The organism is Streptomyces sp. NPDC102279 (assembly GCF_044766365.1).
Classification (GTDB): domain Bacteria; phylum Actinomycetota; class Actinomycetes; order Streptomycetales; family Streptomycetaceae; genus Streptomyces.
Window position 1 is genome coordinate 1 of sequence record NZ_JBIWLU010000021.1, and the last position, 17,961, is coordinate 17,961.

The 17,961-nt window shown below is 73.5% G+C and carries 14 protein-coding genes and 1 riboswitch; of the genes, 11 read left to right on the top strand and 3 right to left on the bottom strand.

Going from position 1 to position 17,961, the window contains the following annotated elements:
- Both ACIRQH_RS38305 and ACIRQH_RS38310 read right to left on the bottom strand, forming a co-directional pair.
- Positions 1-1,031: alpha/beta hydrolase family protein (locus ACIRQH_RS38305; RefSeq protein ID WP_404229980.1), on the bottom strand; the 1,031-nt coding region annotated here is incomplete at its 3' end.
- A gap of 221 nt (positions 1,032-1,252) precedes the next feature.
- Complete coding sequence (locus ACIRQH_RS38310) at positions 1,253-2,047, bottom strand: class II aldolase/adducin family protein (protein WP_404229982.1); 795 nt, start codon at positions 2,045-2,047, stop codon at positions 1,253-1,255.
- A gap of 434 nt (positions 2,048-2,481) precedes the next feature.
- Here ACIRQH_RS38310 and ACIRQH_RS38315 point away from each other — a divergent pair, with 434 nt between their 5' ends.
- The 10 genes from ACIRQH_RS38315 to cobI all read left to right on the top strand — a co-directional run bounded on the left by ACIRQH_RS38315 (position 2,482) and on the right by cobI (position 16,194).
- Complete coding sequence (locus ACIRQH_RS38315; protein WP_404229985.1) at positions 2,482-3,204, top strand: lysozyme; 723 nt, start codon at positions 2,482-2,484, stop codon at positions 3,202-3,204.
- A gap of 177 nt (positions 3,205-3,381) precedes the next feature.
- On the top strand, positions 3,382-4,620 hold the full coding sequence (locus ACIRQH_RS38320; RefSeq protein ID WP_358822733.1) for an inorganic phosphate transporter: 1,239 nt from the start codon (positions 3,382-3,384) through the stop codon (positions 4,618-4,620).
- A gap of 20 nt (positions 4,621-4,640) precedes the next feature.
- A complete protein-coding gene (locus ACIRQH_RS38325; protein ID WP_358822734.1) occupies positions 4,641-4,859 on the top strand; it encodes a hypothetical protein in 219 nt (72 codons plus the stop codon).
- Positions 4,860-4,996: 137 nt separating this feature from the next.
- Positions 4,997-5,141: riboswitch (cobalamin riboswitch) on the top strand.
- Positions 5,142-5,244: 103 nt separating this feature from the next.
- Positions 5,245-6,192, top strand: coding sequence for a cobalamin biosynthesis protein (locus tag ACIRQH_RS38330; protein ID WP_358822258.1), 948 nt, complete (start codon positions 5,245-5,247; stop codon positions 6,190-6,192).
- Complete coding sequence (locus ACIRQH_RS38335) at positions 6,189-7,751, top strand: cobyric acid synthase (protein ID WP_388877639.1); 1,563 nt, start codon at positions 6,189-6,191, stop codon at positions 7,749-7,751. Before ACIRQH_RS38330 ends, ACIRQH_RS38335 begins: the two co-directional genes overlap by 4 nt.
- On the top strand, positions 7,748-11,416 hold the full coding sequence (gene cobN / locus ACIRQH_RS38340) for a cobaltochelatase subunit CobN (protein ID WP_404229989.1): 3,669 nt from the start codon (positions 7,748-7,750) through the stop codon (positions 11,414-11,416). Before ACIRQH_RS38335 ends, cobN begins: the two co-directional genes overlap by 4 nt.
- The gene (locus tag ACIRQH_RS38345; RefSeq protein WP_358822261.1) at positions 11,413-13,431 is read left to right on the top strand and encodes a putative cobaltochelatase; all 2,019 of its coding nucleotides are present in this window, start codon (positions 11,413-11,415) and stop codon (positions 13,429-13,431) included. Before cobN ends, ACIRQH_RS38345 begins: the two co-directional genes overlap by 4 nt.
- Positions 13,431-14,030 carry a cob(I)yrinic acid a,c-diamide adenosyltransferase gene (cobO, locus tag ACIRQH_RS38350; RefSeq protein ID WP_358822262.1) on the top strand — a complete coding sequence of 200 codons (600 nt, stop codon included), beginning with the start codon at positions 13,431-13,433 and terminating at the stop codon, positions 14,028-14,030. Before ACIRQH_RS38345 ends, cobO begins: the two co-directional genes overlap by 1 nt.
- Positions 14,030-15,466 (top strand): cobyrinate a,c-diamide synthase, encoded by a 1,437-nt coding sequence (locus tag ACIRQH_RS38355; protein WP_404229993.1) that lies wholly within the window; start codon positions 14,030-14,032, stop codon positions 15,464-15,466. The genes cobO and ACIRQH_RS38355 overlap by 1 nt, the downstream gene beginning before the upstream one ends.
- Positions 15,463-16,194 (top strand): precorrin-2 C(20)-methyltransferase, encoded by a 732-nt coding sequence (gene cobI, locus ACIRQH_RS38360; protein WP_358822264.1) that lies wholly within the window; start codon positions 15,463-15,465, stop codon positions 16,192-16,194. The genes ACIRQH_RS38355 and cobI overlap by 4 nt, the downstream gene beginning before the upstream one ends.
- A gap of 38 nt (positions 16,195-16,232) precedes the next feature.
- Here the strand turns inward: cobI and ACIRQH_RS38365 are convergent, their stop codons facing one another.
- Positions 16,233-16,961: a ZIP family metal transporter gene (locus ACIRQH_RS38365; protein WP_358822265.1), complete on the bottom strand. Its 729-nt coding sequence runs from the start codon at positions 16,959-16,961 to the stop codon at positions 16,233-16,235.
- 108 nt (positions 16,962-17,069) lie between these two features.
- On the opposite strand from ACIRQH_RS38365, the gene cobM reads away from it, so the two are divergent.
- A complete protein-coding gene (gene cobM / locus ACIRQH_RS38370; protein WP_358822266.1) occupies positions 17,070-17,906 on the top strand; it encodes a precorrin-4 C(11)-methyltransferase in 837 nt (278 codons plus the stop codon).
- The last annotated feature ends 55 nt before the right edge of the window (positions 17,907-17,961 follow it).

Here is a 17,961-nt window from a genome sequence, read left to right on the forward strand (position 1 = left end):
GGAGGCCGGGCGCGCCGACAGCGCGCTGGGCGGCCGGGGGGGGGGGGGGGGGGCGGGGGGGGGCGGGCGGGGGGGGGCGGGGGGGGGGGGGGGGGGGGGGGGGGGGGGGGGGGGCCGCCCCCCCCCCCCACCCCGGTGCGGCCCTGGGCGGCGCGTACGGCCAGGGGCAGCAGGAAGTTCGGGGTGTGGCGCGCTCCGGCCAGGGCGCGCAGCGTGGCCTCCCAGTCGAGGACCGGGGAGTCCAGGATCAGGCCGGAGATCCGCTCGCGGAGTGCGGAGTGGGCGGCGGCGCGCAGCGCCATGGTGGCGCCGGTGGACCAGCCGTACAGGATGATCCGCCGGGCGCCGTATCGCACGGCGTAGCGGATGGCCGCGTCGAGGTCGCGCCACTCGGTCTCGCCGAGGTGGTTCAGGCCGTCCGGGGAGCGCGGGGCGCCGAGGTCGCCGCGGTAGGCGAGGTCGAGCACCGGGAAGTGCCGCTCGTTCAGGAACCTCATCACGTTCATCGGGTGTTCCCGGGTGGCGCCCAGGCCGTGCACGGTGATGATCCAGGTGTCGCGCACGGCCGGGACGAACCAGGCGGGCAGTGCGCCGAGTTCGCCGGGTACGTCGACGTCGGCGTGCTCCAGGCCGAGGGCGGACTGCGGGTCACCGACGTACAGGTTCGGGACGAGCCAGACCTTGTCGCCGGGTTCCAGGGAGCCGTGGGTGACGCTGTCCAGTCGGCGGACGACGGTGTCGGCGGTGTGCGGGGTGGCGTCCTGGACCGGGCCGACGACGGCGTGGGTGCCGTCGCCCGCGAGGCCGTAGGTGCCGGGGCGCCGCGAGGCCAGGGCGCGGGTCAGGGTGATCCCGCCGGCCGTCGTGGCGTGCACGGTGAGCCGGGGTTCGGTGGGCAGGGGCTTGCCGGGACGCGTTTTCAGCGCGGCGTCGCTGGCGAACCGGCCCGCGGCCACGGAGGCCGCGCCGGCGGCTGTGGCGACGGCTGTGGCGACAGTTACGGCCGCGGCCGTCGCTCTTAGGGTGCGCACCCGACCAGTCTCCCGGTGGAGCCCGCCATCGGCCAGTGGGAGGGGGCCGGCGGTGACGGCCCTCTCGGGAGTGTTCTCGCGGCGGCCGGTTCGTCCCGAGGGTTCTTCCGGCCCTTGGGTCCCTCGCCTCGCGGCCGGTCCGGATCCGCCCGGTGCGAGGCCTCGTGCGTGCTCCTCGTGCGTGCTCCGCGCACGCGTCCGCCCGGTGCCGCGCAGGCCCGCTAGCCCTGCTGTCCGTAGCCGCGCAGGCGGTCCCCGGCCTCCTGGAGCCGGGCGGGTGAGAGCAGGTGGGGGGTCAGGCCCGGGACCGAGGAGGACAGGAGCCAGACGCGGCACATCCACTCCAGTTGGGCCGTGCGGTCGTAGGCCTGGTCCAGTGAGGCTCCGTGGGCGAGCGTGCCGTGGTTCTGCAGGAGGCAGGCGGTGCGGCCGTCGAGCGCCCGGAGCACGTTCGCGGCCAGCTCCGGGGTGCCGTAGGTCGCGTAGTCGGCGACGCGGACCGGGCCTCCGAGCGCACCGGCCATGTAGTGGATCAGGGGCAGTTCGGGGACGAGGGCCGACACGGCCGTGGCGTGCGCGGCGTGGGTGTGGACGATGGCCCGGGCGTCGGTCTCGCGGTAGACGGTGAGGTGCATCGGCAGCTCGCTGGTCGGACGCAGTGACCCGAGGACCCGGCGGCCGTCGAGGTCGACGCCGACGGCGTCGGAGGGGTTCAGCCGGTCGTAGGGCACGCCGGTGGGGGTGACCAGGACGGTGTCTCCGACGCGGACGGACACGTTCCCCGAGGTTCCGACGACGAGCCCGTCGGCCACCGTGCGGCGGGCCGTCGCGACGAGCTCGTCCCATGCCGCCGCGATCACGGCGTCCCGCCCCTCCCCCGGGACGTCAGTGGCCTCGGTGACCGCGGCCGGCGGGTCGTCCCGCGCGTCACCGCGCTGGAGTCGTTCACCGTGCACGTCAGCCGGGTAGCGCCCGGCCTCATCGCGCCGGTCCTGCCCGTCACGCCGATCCGTCATCCGTGCGTCCTCCCGTCGTCCCGCCCGCATGGCCCGCGGCGCTTGAGCTGTCCGTCTGCCGTCCCGTCCGTCGCCTCGCCGGTCCGTTCGGGCATGCCGCGATCCTGCCAGTCGACGGCGTCAACGCCCCGCGGGCGAACCCACTTCGGAGCGAACGGCGTCCGCGCGCTCGGGAGCCCGGGCACCTGCTCGTGTTCCGTTCGTCACGCCTTGCGCGGCGAGAGAAGGAGATCAGAGGAGATCGGAGGAGATCGGAGGAGATCGTGCGAGATCGACCGGTATGGGAAGCGTCACCCGATATTCGAGTAGCCTCCGGGGGTTTGCCGCGTACGCAGCCGTTCCGGGGGGACGACGCATGGCCCGTGATCACCATCTGTTCCGTCGGCGCGCCCGGGCCGTCGTGACCGCCGTCGCGGCGGCGCTCACCGTCGGGGGTGCCGCTCTCGCCGCCCTCCCCGCCCCAGGCCCAAGCACCCGCCCGTCCCGATGCCGAGCCCCGGTCCCAGAGCCCGAGCCGGCCCGCCGCCGGCGTCGAAGGGCACGACGTCTCCTCGCATCAGAGGGACGTCGACTGGCGGAGCGCGGAGACGAAGGGCGCCCGGTTCGTCTATGTGAAGGCGACCGAGTCCACGGCCTACCGCAACCCCTACTTCGCCCGTCAGTACGACGGAGCGGGAGCGGCCGGCCTGCTGCGGGGCGCCTATCACTTCGCGCTGCCGGACACGTCGTCCGGCAACGCCCAGGCCGCGTACTTCGTGCGCAACGGCGGAGCCTGGCGCGCGGACGGCCGGACGCTGCCGCCCGCGCTGGACATCGAGTACGACCCGTACGCCCGGCGCCGCGCCTGCTACGGGCTGAGCCCGGCCGCCATGGTGCGCTGGATCAAGGACTTCAGCGACGAGGTCGAGCGGGAGACGGGCCGGACGCCGGTCTACGCGACCACGCACTGGTGGAACACCCGCACCGGTTCCAGCCGCGCCTTCGCCGCGCGGCACGCCCTCTGGCCGGCGCGCTACGACGCGGCCGCCCCGGGGGTACTTCCCGCAGGCTGGTCCACCTGGACCTTCTGGCAGCACGACACCACCGGCAGCGTGCCGGGTGACCAGGATCTCTTCCACGGGTCCCCGGCCGGTCTCGACCGACTCGCGCGCGGCTAGCGACCCGTCCTGGAGCCCGACATTCCGCCTCCGTTCGAACCCCGACATCTCCCCCGGAGACAAGCGGAACGCGGATTCGCCGTTCGGGACACCACAAAGCCCGACCCAGTTCACCTTCCGTTCATCCAGGTTGCTTACGGTCCACCTGCCACTGACGTCCAACAGAAGCCTGGGTAAATGGAACACATCACGCTCCTCCTCGGAATCGTGATCGTTACCGCTCTCGTGTTCGATTTCACGAACGGTTTCCACGACACCGCCAACGCGATGGCCACCACCATCTCGACCGGCGCACTCAAGCCCAAGGTCGCGGTGGCCATGTCCGCCGTGCTGAACCTTGTCGGCGCCTTCCTCTCGGTGGAGGTCGCCAACACGATCTCCAAAGGCCTCGTCGACGAGTCCGGCATCCAGCCCGAAGTGATCTTCGCCGCCCTGGTGGGCGCGATCCTCTGGAACCTGGTGACGTGGCTCATCGGACTCCCGTCCAGTTCTTCGCACGCCCTCATGGGTGGCCTGGTCGGCGCCACCATCGCCTCGGCCGGCACCGGCGCGGTGCACGGGGACGTCCTGGTCGGCAAGGTGCTCATACCCGCCGTCGCGGCCCCGATCGTGGCCGGTCTGGCCGCGATGCTGGCCACCCGGCTGTCGTACAAGCTCAGCAGCAACGCCGGTGGCAAGGCCACCGAGAAGGGGTACCGCGCCGGCCAGATAGCCTCCGCGGGCCTGGTCTCGCTGGCCCACGGCACCAACGACGCGCAGAAGACGATGGGCATCATCACCCTGGCGCTGGTCGCCGGTGGCGCCGTCGCCCCCGACTCCGACCCGCCGGTCTGGGTCATCCTCTCCGCCGGTCTCGCGATCGCGCTCGGCACCTACTGGGGCGGCTGGCGCATCATCCGCACCATGGGCAAGGGCCTGACCGACCTCCAGCCGCAGCAGGGCTTCGCCGCCCAGACCAGCGCCGCGACGGTCATCCTCGCCTCCGCACACATCGGCTTCTCCCTCTCCACCACCCACGCCGTCTCCGGCTCCGTGATGGGTGCGGGCCTCGGCCGCAAGGGCGGTGTGGTCCGCTGGTCCACCGCCACCCGGATGTTCGTCGCCTGGGCGCTCACCCTGCCCGCCGCCGCATTGGTCGGCGCGCTCGCCGAGTGGGTCACCGGCTTCGGCGCCTGGGGCACCACGCTCGTCGCCGTCTTCCTGGTCGCCTCCAGCCTCGCGATCTGGCGCCGCTCGCGCCGCGAGGTCATCGACCACACCAACGTGAACGCCGAGGAGCCCGCCGGCGTGGTCACCACGGCCATCGCCGCCGTCACCCCGCCCCCGGCCGGCACCGTGACCGACGAACTCACGGCCACCATCCCCGCACCCGCCGAGCCCACGGCGAACCCGTCGGCGCCGTCGCGCGTGGCCTGAGAACCGAAGGAAGAAACAGCATGCACATCGACTGGTCAGCCCTCGGGTCCGTCTTCGGGGTCAGTCTCGGAGCCACCGTCGTCCTCGTCGGCCTCTTCACCCTCGGCGTCGCCGGACTCTCCAAGAAGGAGTCGGGCCAGGGCGGTTCCGCCGTCGCGGCGGCCACCGGCGCCTACGTCTGCTTCGCGGCCTGCGCCGCGGCGGTGGCGTACGGCATCTCACTGATCATGAGCAAGTAACCCGGCACGAACGGCCCCGAACGGGCCGTTCTCGGGCAGCACTTCACCTGGGGTGCGGGACGGATCTCCGTCCCGCACCCCAGTGCTGTGTGGGGCTTCGCACACTCTCCCTCCGCAGGTCAACAGCAAGTTGACGGCCGTTCTCACCCCGTGGTGGACTGCCGGAGCCAAGTACGGCGGCATGAGAGGAAGCCGGTGCGAATCCGGCGCGGTCCCGCCACTGTCATCGGGGAGGAAACTCCCCGGGAGCCAGGAACTCTCGCCGCCGGTCTCGTCGAACCAGGGCGTGGACACCCTGAGTGAGGACATATCGCCATGCGCGGCTGCCTGTTGCCGGTCCTGACGTCCGTGAGAGTTCTGCCGCACCCCACGGCGGGCTGACCCCGTGCGGGCCGATCGCGTCTTCGCGTACGGTGCCGCCGCCGGCCTCCTCGGCGACCTGCTGCTCGGCGATCCCCGCCGGGCCCATCCGGTCGCCGCGTTCGGCCGGGCTGCCGGGGCCGTCGAGCGAACCCTGTGGCGTGACCACCGCGGGTGGGGCGCGCTGCACACAGCCGTGTGCGTGGGCGGTGCCACCGGCCTCGCCGCGCTCGCCGGCCGTTCCCTGCGTTCCTCGGGCGCCGCGTCCGTCGCCCTGACCGCCGCCGCCACCTGGGCCGTCGTCGGGGGGACCTCACTCGGCCGTGAGGCACGGGCGATCGGCGGCGCGCTCGCGGCCGGGGACATCGACGTCGCGCGGGAGCGGCTGCCGCATCTGTGCGGGCGCGACCCGCAGGCGCTGGACGCCGACGGTGTCGCGCGGGCCGTCGTCGAGTCGGTCGCCGAGAACACCTCCGACGCGGTGGTCGGCGCTCTGGTCTGGGGTGCCGCCGCCGGTGTGCCCGGACTGGTCGCCTTCCGCGCCGTCAACACGCTCGACGCGATGGTCGGGCACCGGTCCCCCAAGTACCGCCGCTACGGCTGGGCTTCAGCACGGCTCGACGACGTCGCCGGCTGGCCCGGAGCCCGGCTGACCGCCGCCCTCGCGACCGTGGCCGGGCCCGACCCGCGGGGCGCCGCTCGGGCCTGGCGGGCCGACGCGCGCAGGCATCCGAGTCCCAACGCCGGTCCGGTGGAGGCCTCCTTCGCCGGCGCGCTCGGCGTGCGGCTGGGCGGGACCCTCTCGTACGGGGGCCGGGTCGAGCACCGGCCCGTGCTGAACGACACCGGGCGCCCCGTCCGGGTCGCCGACATCGAACGGGCCGTACGGCTCTCCCGTCGCGTCGGCTGGCTGGCCCTCGGCGTGAGTGCGGCCGGACGCGTACTGCTGACCAGGAAGGGACGTACGGCATGAGCGGCGGACTGCTGATCGCCGGAACCACCTCCGACGCGGGCAAGAGCGTCGTGACCGCCGGGATCTGCCGGTGGCTGGTGCGCCAGGGCGTGAAGGTCGCGCCGTTCAAGGCGCAGAACATGTCCCTGAACTCGTTCGTCACGCGGGAGGGCGCCGAGATCGGACGGGCGCAGGCCATGCAGGCACAGGCCGCCCGCGTGGAGCCGACGGCGCTGATGAACCCCGTGCTGCTCAAACCGGGCAGCGACCGCACCAGTCAGGTCGTCCTGATGGGAAAGCCGGTGGGCGAGATGAGCGCCCGCGGGTTCTTCGGGGGGCCGCCGGACCCGCGGTCGGCCGGCGCGTCCGGCGGAGACACCCCGCACGGGGGCCGTCGGGAAGCACTGCTCGGGACCGTTCTCGACTGTCTCGCCCAGTTGCGGGGCACGTATGACGCGGTGATCTGTGAGGGGGCCGGCAGTCCGGCCGAGATCAATCTGCGGCGCACCGACATCGTGAACATGGGTGTCGCGCGGAACGCGGGGCTGCCCGTGCTCGTCGTCGGCGACATCGACCGGGGCGGGGTGTTCGCCTCGTTCTTCGGAACCGTCGCCCTGCTGTCGCCCGAGGACCAGGCGCTCGTCGCCGGGTTCCTCGTCAACAAGTTCCGCGGCGACGTCGGGCTGCTGGAACCCGGGCTCGACATGCTGCACGGTCTCACCGGGCGCCGCACCTACGGGGTGCTGCCCTTCCGGCACGGGCTGGGGATCGACGAGGAGGACGGGCTGCGGGTGTCGCTGCGCGGCACGGTCCGTGAATCGGCCGTCTCCTCCCCCGTCGGAGAGGACATCCTGCGGGTCGCCGTGTGCGCGGTCCCGCTGATGTCGAACTTCACCGACGTGGACGCGCTGGCCGCCGAACCGGGCGTCGTCGTGCGCTTCGTGGACCGGGCGGAGGAGCTGGCCGACGCGGACCTGGTCGTCGTGCCGGGGACCCGGGGCACCGTGAAGGCGCTGGCGTGGCTGCGCGAGCGGGGCCTCGCGGACGCGATCGCCCGCCGGGCCGCCGAGGGGCGCCCGGTGCTGGGGATCTGCGGCGGCTTCCAGCTCCTCGGGGAGCACATCGAGGACGAGGTCGAGTCGCGGGCCGGGCAGGTCGACGGGCTCGGACTCCTCCCCGTCCGTGTGCGGTTCGCACGGGAGAAGACCCTGACCCGGCCGGCCGGCGAGGCCCTCGGCGAGCCCGTCGAGGGGTACGAGATCCATCACGGTGTCGCCGAAGTGACCGGCGGTGAGCCCTTCCTGGACGGGTGCCGGGTCGGCGCCGTCTGGGGCACGCACTGGCACGGCTCCCTGGAGTCGGACGGTTTCCGCCGGGCCTTTCTGCGCGCGGTGGCCGCCGCCGCCGGCCGCCGCTTCGTACCGGCGGCCGACACGTCGTTCGCCGCGCTGCGCGAGGAGCAGCTCGACCGGCTCGGCGACCTGATCGAGGAACACGCGGACACGGACGCGCTGTGGCGACTCATCGAGTCGGGCGCGCCGCAAGGACTGCCTTTCATCCCACCGGGAGCGCCCGCATGAGCACAGTGTTGTTGTTGTCGACCGCCGACACGGATCTGCTGGCGGCCCGCGCCTCCGGCGTCGCCTACCGGATCGGCAATCCGACCCGGGTGGACGTCGTGGACGAACTCCCCGCGCTCGCCCGGGGCGCCGACCTCGCCGTCGTACGGCTGCTCGGCGGCAAGCGGGCCTGGGAGGACGGACTGGCCTTCCTGAAGGCGTCCGGCATCCCCACCGTGCTGCTGGGCGGCGAGTCCGTCCCGGACGCCGAGCTGATGGCCGAGTCGTCGGTGCCCGCCGGGGTGGTCGCGGAGGCGCTGCGCTATCTCGTCGAGGGCGGCCCGGCCAACCTCGCCGAGCTGGCCCGGTTCCTCTCCGACACCGTGCTGCTGACGGGTGAGGGGTTCGAGGAGCCGCACAAGACCGCGGAGTTCGGGGTCCACGGCGAACGCGCGTTCGTCGAGGGCCGGCCGACCGTCGGCGTGCTGTTCTACCGGGCGCACGAGCTGTCCGGGAACACCGCGTTCGTCGACACGCTGTGCGACGCGATCGAGGAGCGTGGGGCCAACGCCCTTGCCGTGTACTGCGGTTCGCTGCGCGACGCGGACGCGGGCCTGTACGAGATCCTCGCCCGGGCCGACGCGCTCGTCGCCACCGTCCTCGCGGCGGGCGGCACGCACGCCTCGCAGGCGTCCGCGGGCGGCGACGAGGAGGCCTGGGACATCGGGGCCCTCGCCGACCTCGACATCCCCGTCCTGCAGGGGCTCTGCCTGACCTCGTCGAAGAGCGCCTGGGACGCGTCCGACGCCGCGCTGTCCCCCATGGACGCCGCGATGCAGGTCGCGATCCCGGAGTTCGACGGCCGTCTGATCACCGTGCCGTTCTCCTTCAAGGAACAGGGCCCGGACGACGTCCCGGTGTACGTCGCCGACCCGGAGCGGGCCGCGCGCGTCGCCGGGATCGCCCTGCGGCACGCCCTGTTGAAGCACAAGCCGAACGCGGAGAAGAAGCTCGGGATCGTCTTCACCGCCTACCCGACCAAGCATTCGCGGGTCGGCAACGCGGTCGGCCTCGACACGCCCGCCTCGGCGGTGCGGGTGCTCGACGCACTGCGCGACGCCGGCTACGCCCTCACCGAATACCCGGACAACGGCGACGAGTTGATCCACCGGCTCATCGCGGCCGGCGGCCACGACGTGGAGTGGCTGACCGAGGACCAGCTCGCCGCCGCGTCGGCGCGCGTGCCGCTGGCCGACTACCGGGCCTGGTTCGACACGCTCGACCCCGGCCTGCGCGCCGGCATGCTGGAGGCGTGGGGCGAGCCGCCGGGCTCGCTCTACGTGGACGGCGACGACATCGTGCTGGCGTGCCTGCGGTTCGGGAACGTCGTGGTGATGATCCAGCCGCCGCGCGGCTTCGGCGAGAACCCGATCGCGATCTACCACGACCCGGACATGCCGCCGTCGCACCACTACATGGCGGCCTACCGCTGGCTGGAGGCCGCGACATCGGAGGGGGGCTTCGGCGCGGACGCCGTCGTGCACATGGGCAAGCACGGCACGATGGAGTGGCTGCCGGGCAAGGGTCTCGGGCTCAGCGGTGGCTGCGCGCCCGACGCCGTCCTCGGTGAACTCCCCCTGGTCTACCCGTTCATCGTCAACGACCCGGGCGAGGGCACGCAGGCCAAGCGGCGCGGGCACGCGACCGTCGTCGACCACCTGGTGCCGCCGATGGCCCGCGCGGACACGTACGGGGACCTCGCGAAGCTGGAACAGCTCCTCGACGAGTACGCGCTGGTGTCCGACCTGGACCCGACGAAGGCCCCGGCGGTCCGCGCGCAGATCTGGACCCTGGTCAAGGCGGCCGAGCTCCATCACGACCTGCACCTCGACGAGCAGCCGGACGACGGCGACTTCGACGCGTTCGTGATGCACGTCGACGGCTATCTGTGCGAGATCAAGGACGTGCAGATCCGCGACGGCCTGCACATCCTGGGCGGCGGTCCGGAGGCCGAGCCGCGGGTGAACCTGGTGCTGGCCGTGCTGCGCGCCTCGCAGGTGTGGGGCGGCGCGGCGAACGCGCTGCCCGGTCTGCGGGCCGCTCTCGCCGAGCACTTCGGTCTGGTGGAGAAGGAGTTGCTGGCCGAGCCGGGTGCCCCGGTGAGAGTGCCCGTCGAGCTGAGCGACCTCGTGGAGGGCCCCTGCCGTACGGCGGCCGACGCGATCGACCTGCTGGAGCAGTTGTGCCGGCGGGCGGCGCTGGGCATGGAGGAGCGCGGCTGGGACGCGGCCGCCGTCCCGGCCCTCGCACGGGAGGTACTGGGCGCCGAACTCCCCGACGCCGTGGCCGTGCTGGAGTTCGCGTGCCGCGAGGTCGTGCCGCGGCTCGCCCGGACGACGGACGAGATCGCGCACATCCTCAAGGCGCTGAACGGCGGTTACGTCCCCGCGGGTCCGTCGGGTTCACCGACGCGCGGACTCGTCAACGTGCTGCCGACGGGCCGGAACTTCTACTCCGTCGACCCCAAGGCCATTCCGTCCCGGCTGAGTTGGGAGGTCGGCCAGGCCCTCGCGGACTCGCTCGTGCAGCGCTACCTCCAGGACACCGGTGACTACCCGACGTCCGTCGGGCTGACGGTCTGGGGCACGTCCGCCATGCGTACGCAGGGCGACGACATCGCGGAGATCCTCGCGCTGCTGGGCTGCCGCCCGGTGTGGGACGACGCCTCGCGGCGCGTCACCGGCTTCGAGGTCGTCCCGCTCGACGAGCTGGGCCGCCCCCGCATCGACGTCACGGTCCGTATCTCGGGCTTCTTCCGGGACGCGTTCCCGCACGTCGTCGGGCTGATCGACGACGCGGTGCGCACGGTCGCCGAGCTGGACGAGCCCGCCGACCGCAACTACGTGCGCCGGCACGCCGACGAGGACACCGCGGAGCACGGTGACCGGCGGCGCGCGACCGCCCGTATCTTCGGTTCGAAGCCGGGAGCGTACGGCGCCGGGCTGCTGCCGCTGATCGACGCCCGCAACTGGCGCTCGGACGCGGACCTCGCCGAGGTGTACGCGGTGTGGGGCGGTTACGCCTACGGGCGCGGGCTCGACGGACGGGCGGCGCGCGGCGACATGGAGACCGCGTTCAAGCGCATCGCGGTCGCGGCGAAGAACGTCGACACCCGCGAGCACGACCTCGTCGACGCCGACGACTACTTCCAGTACCACGGCGGCATGGTCGCGATGGTGCGCCATCTGACGGGCGCCAGCCCGGAGGCGTACGTCGGCGACTCGGCCGTGCCCGACCAGGTGAAGACCCGCACGCTCGGCGAAGAGACGCACCGTGTCTTCCGCGCCCGGGTGGTCAACCCGCGCTGGATGGCCGCGATGCGGCGGCACGGCTACAAGGGAGCCTTCGAGATGGCGGCGACGGTCGACTACCTCTTCGGGTACGACGCCACGGCCGGTGTCGTGGACGACTGGATGTACGAGAAGCTCAGCGCGGAGTACGTCTTCGACGCGGAGAACCGGGACTTCATGAAGAAGTCCAACCCGTGGGCGCTGCGCGGTATCACCGAGCGGCTCCTCGAAGCGGCCGACCGCGGTCTGTGGGCCGAGCCGGACGCGGACACGCTGGAGCGGCTGCGCACCACCTATCTGGAGCTCGAAGGCGACTTGGAGGGCGACGACCAGTGAGTACTCCGTTCCCGTTCACGGCGGTGGTCGGCCAGGACGACCTGCGGCTCGCGCTGCTGCTGAACGCCGTGTCACCGGCCGTGGGCGGTGTGCTCGTCCGCGGCGAGAAGGGCACCGCCAAGTCGACGGCCGTACGCGCCCTTTCGGCGCTGCTGCCGGCGGTCGACGTGGTCACCGGCTGCCGTTTCTCCTGCGATCCGGGCGCCCCCGACCCGGCCTGCCCCGACGGGCCGCACGAGGTGGAGGCGACCACGACCCGTCCGGCCCGGATGGTGGAACTGCCCGTCGGCGCGTCCGAGGACCGACTGGTCGGCGCCCTGGACATCGAGCGGGCGCTCTCCGAGGGCGTGAAGGCCTTCGAGCCGGGCCTGCTCGCCGACGCGCACCGCGGCATCCTGTACGTCGACGAGGTGAACCTCCTCCACGACCATCTGGTCGACCTGCTGCTGGACGCGGCGGCGATGGGCGCCTCCTACGTCGAGCGCGAGGGTGTGTCCGTACGGCACGCGGCGCGGTTCCTGCTCGTCGGGACGATGAACCCCGAAGAGGGCGAGCTGCGGCCGCAGTTGCTGGACCGGTTCGGGCTGACCGTCGAGGTCGCCGCGTCGCGGGAGCCCGACCAGCGGGTCGAGGTCGTGCGCCGCAGGCTCGCCCACGACGACGACCCGGCGGCGTTCGTGGCGCGCTGGGCGGACGAGGAGGCGGAGGTGCGGGGCCGGATCGTGGCGGCCCGCGCGCTGCTGCCGTCCGTGCGGCTCGGGGACGGCGCGCTGCGGCAGATCGCGGCGACCTGCGCGGCCTTCGAGGTGGACGGCATGCGCGCCGACATCGTGATGGCGCGTACGGCGACCGCGCTCGCCGCGTGGGCGGGGCGCACCGACGTGCTCGCCGAGGACGTCCGGCAGGCGGCCCTGCTGGCCCTGCCGCACCGCAGGCGGCGCAATCCCTTCGACGCGCCGGGACTCGACGAGGACAAACTCGACGAGACGCTGGAGGAGTTCAGCGGTTCGGACGGCGAGGGCGACGGCGGCCCCGACGACGACCCGGACCCGGACGGGCCGGGCGGCGGCCAGCCGCCGCAGGAGGGGCCGGACGACGGCTCCCCCGCGGGTGACGTGCCCGCGCAGGGCGAGCCGTCAAAGGACGGGCAGGCCCCGGCCGGCCAGGGCGCCGGCGAGCAGTCGCCGGTGCGGTCGGCCGAACCCTTCCGCACGAAGGTGCTGAGCGTGCCCGGCCTCGGTGAGGGCGCGGCCGGCCGGCGTTCGCGCGCGCGGACCGAGCACGGCCGGACGACCGGCTCGCGGCGTCCCCGGGGGACGCTCACCAAGCTGCACCTGGCAGCGACCGTCCAGGCCGCCGCCCCGCACCAGTTGGCGCGGGGGCGGTCGGGACGCGGTCTTGTCGTGCGGCGGGACGATCTGCGGCAGGCGACGCGGGAGGGCCGTGAGGGCAACCTCGTGCTGTTCGTCGTGGACGCCTCCGGTTCCATGGCCGCCCGGCAGCGGATGAGCGCGGTCAAGGGCGCGGTGCTGTCGCTGCTGCTCGACGCCTACCAGCGGCGGGACAAGGTCGGGCTCGTGACGTTCCGCGGTTCGGCCGCCGAGGTCGCGCTGCCGCCCACGTCGTCGGTGGACGCGGCGGCGGCCCGGCTGGAGTCGCTGCCGACGGGTGGCCGCACCCCGCTGTCCGCCGGACTGCTGCGGGCGCACGACGTGCTGCGCGTCGAGCGGCTGCGGGACTCCGCGCGGCGGCCGCTGGTCGTCCTGGTGACCGACGGGCGGGCCACGGGCGGGCCGGAGCCGGTCGCGACGGCCGGGCGCGCGGCGCGGCTGTTCGCGGCCGACGGGGTCGCGTCGGTGGTCGTCGACTGCGAGTCGGGGCCGGTGCGGCTCGGGCTCGCGGGGCAGCTCGCGGGTGAACTGGGAGGTACGGCGGTGACGTTGGACGCGTTGCGGGCGGACTCCCTCGCCGGGCTCGTCCGGGACGTGCAGGGGACTTCGAGGAGGGCCGCGTAGTGCCGCAGGGACAGCCGAGTGTCGTACCGGACGACGGCCTGACGACTCGTCAGCGACGGAACCGTCCGCTGGTCGTCGTGCACACGGGGATCGGCAAGGGCAAGTCGACGGCCGCGTTCGGGCTCGCGCTGCGCGCCTGGAACCAGGGATGGCCCATCGGGGTGTTCCAGTTCGTCAAGTCGGCGAAGTGGAAGGTCGGCGAGGAGAACGCGCTGCGCGTGCTCGGGGCCTCCGGCGAGGGCGGCACCGTCGACTGGCACAAGATGGGCGAGGGCTGGTCCTGGGTCCAGCGCGACGCGCAGATGGACAACGAGGACAAGGCCCGCGAGGGCTGGGAGCAGGTCAAGCGGGACCTCGCCGCGGAGACGTACAAGCTGTACGTGCTCGACGAGTTCGCGTACCCCATGCACTGGGGGTGGGTGGACACCGACGAGGTGGTGGAGGTGCTGCGGGACCGGCCCGGGACCCAGCACGTCGTCATCACCGGCCGCAACGCACCGGAGAAGCTTGTCGGGCTGGCCGATCTGGTGACCGACATGTCCAAGGTCAAGCACCCGATGGACGCGGGCCAGAAGGGCCAGAGGGGCATCGAGTGGTGATGTCCTCCGTCCCCCGGCTGGTCGTCGCCGCGCCCTCCTCGGGCAGCGGCAAGACCACCGTGGCCACCGGGCTGATGGCGGCCTTCGCCGCGCGGGGGCTCGCCGTGTCTCCGCACAAGGTGGGGCCCGACTACATCGATCCCGGCTACCACGCCCTCGCCACCGGGCGCGTGGGACGGAACCTGGACTCCTACCTTTGCGGCACCGAGCTGATCGGGCCGTTGTTCGCGCACGGCGCGCGCGGCTGCGACGTCGCCGTCGTCGAGGGCGTGATGGGCCTCTACGACGGCGCCGCCGGGGAGGGCGAACTCGCGTCCACGGCGCAGGTGGCGAAGCTGCTGCGCGCGCCCGTGGTGCTGGTCGTCGACGCGTCCTCGCAGTCGCGGTCGGTGGCCGCGCTGGTGCACGGCTTCGCCTCCTGGGACCCCGAGGTGCGGGTCGCCGGCGTGATCCTCAACAAGGTGGGCTCCGACCGGCACGAGGCCATGCTCCGCGAGGCGCTGGACGCCTCCGGAGTACCGGTTCTCGGCGCGCTGCGGCGGGCCCCGCAGGTCGGCACCCCGTCACGGCACCTGGGGCTCGTGCCGGTCGCCGAGCGGCGCGCTGAGGCGGTCGACGCGGTCGCCGCGATGGCCGCTCAGGTACGCGCCGGGTGCGACCTGGACGCGCTGTTCGCGCTGGCACGCGGTGCGGGCGACCTGCCGGGCGTCGCGTGGGACGCGGCCGGGGCGATCCGCCCGTCGGCCGCGGCGCATCACACCGCGACGACCGGCCGCGCTCCGACGGCGGACGGCACGGCCCACCCCTCGACGGCGCCGGAACCCGCGTTCGGGATGCGGCGCGTCGCCGTCGCCGGTGGTCCCGCCTTCACCTTCTCCTACGCCGAACACGCCGAACTGCTCACCGCGGCCGGGGCCGAGGTCGTCGTCTTCGACCCGCTCCGGGACGAGCGACTTCCCGACGGGACGGGCGGGTTGGTCATCGGCGGCGGCTTCCCCGAGGTGTACGCGCCCGAGCTGTCCGCCAACGAGCCGCTGCGCAAGGCGGTGGCCGAGCTGGCGTTCGCCGGGGCGCCGGTCGCTGCCGAGTGCGCCGGGCTGCTCTACCTGGCGCGGGAGCTCGACGGGCAGCCCATGTGCGGGGTGATCGACGCCACGGCCCGGATGCACGAGCGGCTCACCCTCGGCTACCGGGACGCCGTGGCCGTCGGCGACAGTGTGCTCGCCGCGGCCGGTACGCGGATGCGCGGGCACGAGTTCCACCGGACCGTCGTCGAGCCCGGCGCCGGTCCGGCCCCCGCCTGGGGGGTGCTCGCGCCCGAGCGGCGCGTCGAAGGTTTCGTGCAGCACGGCGTGCACGCGAGTTATCTGCACACGCACTGGGCGTCCGAGCCCGGTGTGGCCCGTCGGTTCGTGGAGAGGTGCCTGACGTCATGAACAGCAAGCTGATCGGAGTCGGGGTCGGCCCCGGCGACCCCGAGCTGGTGACCGTCAAGGGCGTCAACGCGCTCCGGGCCGCGGAGGTCGTCGTCGTCCCCGTGATGGACACCGGTGAACGGGGGCGCGCCGAGGCGACCGTCCTGCACTACGTGCCGCAGGAGAAGGTCCTGCGGGTGGTCTTCGCGCTCAACGAGCGCAGCGACCACGCGCGGCGCGAGGCCGCCTGGGACGCGGCGGGCGCGCGGGTCGCGGGGCTCCTCGCCCGGCACTCCACGGTCGCCTTCGCGACCATCGGCGACCCCAACGTGTACTCGACGTTCACCTACCTCGCCCACACCATCGGCGAGCTGGTCCCCGGCACGGTCGTGGAGAGCGTGCCCGGCATCACCGCCATGCAGGACCTCGCGGCCCGCTCGGGCGCCGTGCTCACCGAGGGCACCGAGCCGCTCACGCTCGTCCCGGTGACGGCGGGCGCGGCGGTGCTGAAGGACGCGCTGAACGGGCCGGGCACGGTCGTCGCGTACAAGTTCGGGCGGCAGGCGCGGGAGGTCGCCGAGGCGCTGCGGGACAGCGGGCGGATCGACGACGCGGTCTGGGGGTCGGCGCTCGGCCTGGAGGGCGAGTCGATCCGGCGGGCCGACGACCTCGATGGTGCGCCGCTGCCGTACCTCTCGACGCTCATCGCGCCCGCGCCCCGCGACGGGAAACGCGGCGGGAAGCTGTGAGCCGCACCCCGCCGGCACGTCCGGCGGGCGGCGCGGGCTCAGCTCGCGATGCCCACCACCAGCCAGATGAAGCCCACTCCCGCGACCGTGAACAGCAGGGTCGAGCGGGCCGGGTGGTCGTGGTGCGCCTCGGGGAGGATCTCGGCGGCCGCGAGGTAGAGGAGCACGCCGCCGAAGAGCCCGAGATAGCCGCCGAGCAGGCCCTCGGGGATCGTGAACAGGAGCGTGGAGGCGGCGCCCACCACCGGGGCCGCCGCGTCCGCGAACAGCATGAACAGGGCCTTGCGGCGGGCGTTCCCGTACAGGCTGGTGATCGTGTAGGTGTTGAATCCGTCCGCGAAGTCGTGGGCGACGACGGCGAGGCCGACCGCGAGGGCCATGCCGCCGCCGACCTGGAAGGCCGCGCCGATCGCGACGCCGTCCATCGCGCTGTGTCCGACCATGGCGCCCGCCGCCGTCAGACCCACCTCGGGCGCGCGTCCGTCGTGCTCGTCACCGCCGTGCGCGGCCTGCCGGTGGGCGAGCAGCCGTTCGACCAGATGGGCCAGCAGGAAGCCGGCCACGAACAGCAGCAGCGCGGCCGGTACGCCGAACACCTCCCGGCCCGCCGTGGCGAGTGCCTCCGGCAGCAGGTCGAGGCCGACCACGCCGAGCATCAGACCGCCGGCCAGTCCGAGGACCAGATGACGACGGTCGGTCACCCGCTGTGCCGTCCAGCCGCCGGCCAGCGTCATCAGGAACGCGCCGAGCGCGACGAGGACCGCCATAGGCCCTTGCTATCCGATCAACCCCCGTTCGCGCACCTTCGGCGACGGCCCCGTGCCCACTGATGTGCCACATCACCCCAGTTTTTCCGTAGGAGAGGACCGATTCCCATGGCCGATGCCCCCACCGGCAAAGTGACCTTCGTCGGTGCCGGCCCCGGCGCCGCCGACCTGCTGACCTTCCGTGCCGCACGCGCCATCGCCGAGGCCGACGTGGTGATCTGGGCGGCCAGCCTGGTGCAGGCCGAGGTCCTCGACCACGCGCGCGAGGGCGCCGAGATCCTCGACTCGGCGACGATGTCGCTGGAGGACGTCGTCGCCGTGTACGAGCGGGCCCGTGAGCACGGTCTGCGGGTGGCGCGGATCCACTCCGGCGACCCGGCGCTGTGGGGCGGTACGCAGGAGCAGATGGACCGGTGCGCGTCCCTCGGCATCGCGACCGAGATCGTGCCGGGTGTCTCGTCCTTCTCGGCGGTGGCGGCACTCGCGGGACGCGAGCTGACGATCCCCGAGGTCGCGCAGTCGGTGATCCTCACCCGGCTCGGCGGCGGCAAGACGCCGATGCCGCCCGGCGAGGAGGTCCGTGAGTTCGCCAAGCACGGCACGACGATGGCGCTGTTCCTGTCGGCGGCCCGCAGCGGCCAGCTCGTACGGGAGCTGCTGGAGGGCGGCTATCCGACGTCCACGCCGGTCGTCGTCGCCCATCAGGCGACCTGGCCGGAGGAGCTGATCGTCACGTGCACGATCGGCACGCTGGAGGAGACCGTCAAGGAGCACAAGCTCTGGAAGCACACCCTCTTCCTGGTCGGCCCGGCGCTGGACGCGAGCGGAACCCGCTCGCACCTCTACCACCCCGGCCACTTCCACGGGTTCCGCAAGGCCGACCCGCAGGCGCGCGCGGAGCTGCGCGCGGCACGCCGGAGCGCCGCGCAGGGGCCCGCGTCGTGAGCGTGGAGGTCCTCGGCGCGGAGGACGGAGCCGTGCGGCCCGCGTCGGCGGACCG

Bases quoted from the DNA above. Each gene is read 5' to 3' on its own strand.
- ACIRQH_RS38310 (WP_404229982.1), bottom strand. From the start codon at position 2,047: ATGACGGATCGGCGTGACGGGCAGGACCGGCGCGATGAGGCCGGGCGC.
- ACIRQH_RS38320 (WP_358822733.1), top strand. From the start codon at position 3,382: ATGGAACACATCACGCTCCTCCTCGGAATCGTGATCGTTACCGCTCTC.
- ACIRQH_RS38325 (WP_358822734.1), top strand. From the start codon at position 4,641: ATGCACATCGACTGGTCAGCCCTCGGGTCCGTCTTCGGGGTCAGTCTC.
- ACIRQH_RS38335 (WP_388877639.1), top strand. From the start codon at position 6,189: ATGAGCGGCGGACTGCTGATCGCCGGAACCACCTCCGACGCGGGCAAG.
- cobN (WP_404229989.1), top strand. From the start codon at position 7,748: ATGAGCACAGTGTTGTTGTTGTCGACCGCCGACACGGATCTGCTGGCG.
- ACIRQH_RS38355 (WP_404229993.1), top strand. From the start codon at position 14,030: ATGTCCTCCGTCCCCCGGCTGGTCGTCGCCGCGCCCTCCTCGGGCAGC.
- cobI (WP_358822264.1), top strand. From the start codon at position 15,463: ATGAACAGCAAGCTGATCGGAGTCGGGGTCGGCCCCGGCGACCCCGAG.
- ACIRQH_RS38365 (WP_358822265.1), bottom strand. From the start codon at position 16,961: ATGGCGGTCCTCGTCGCGCTCGGCGCGTTCCTGATGACGCTGGCCGGC.
- cobM (WP_358822266.1), top strand. From the start codon at position 17,070: ATGGCCGATGCCCCCACCGGCAAAGTGACCTTCGTCGGTGCCGGCCCC.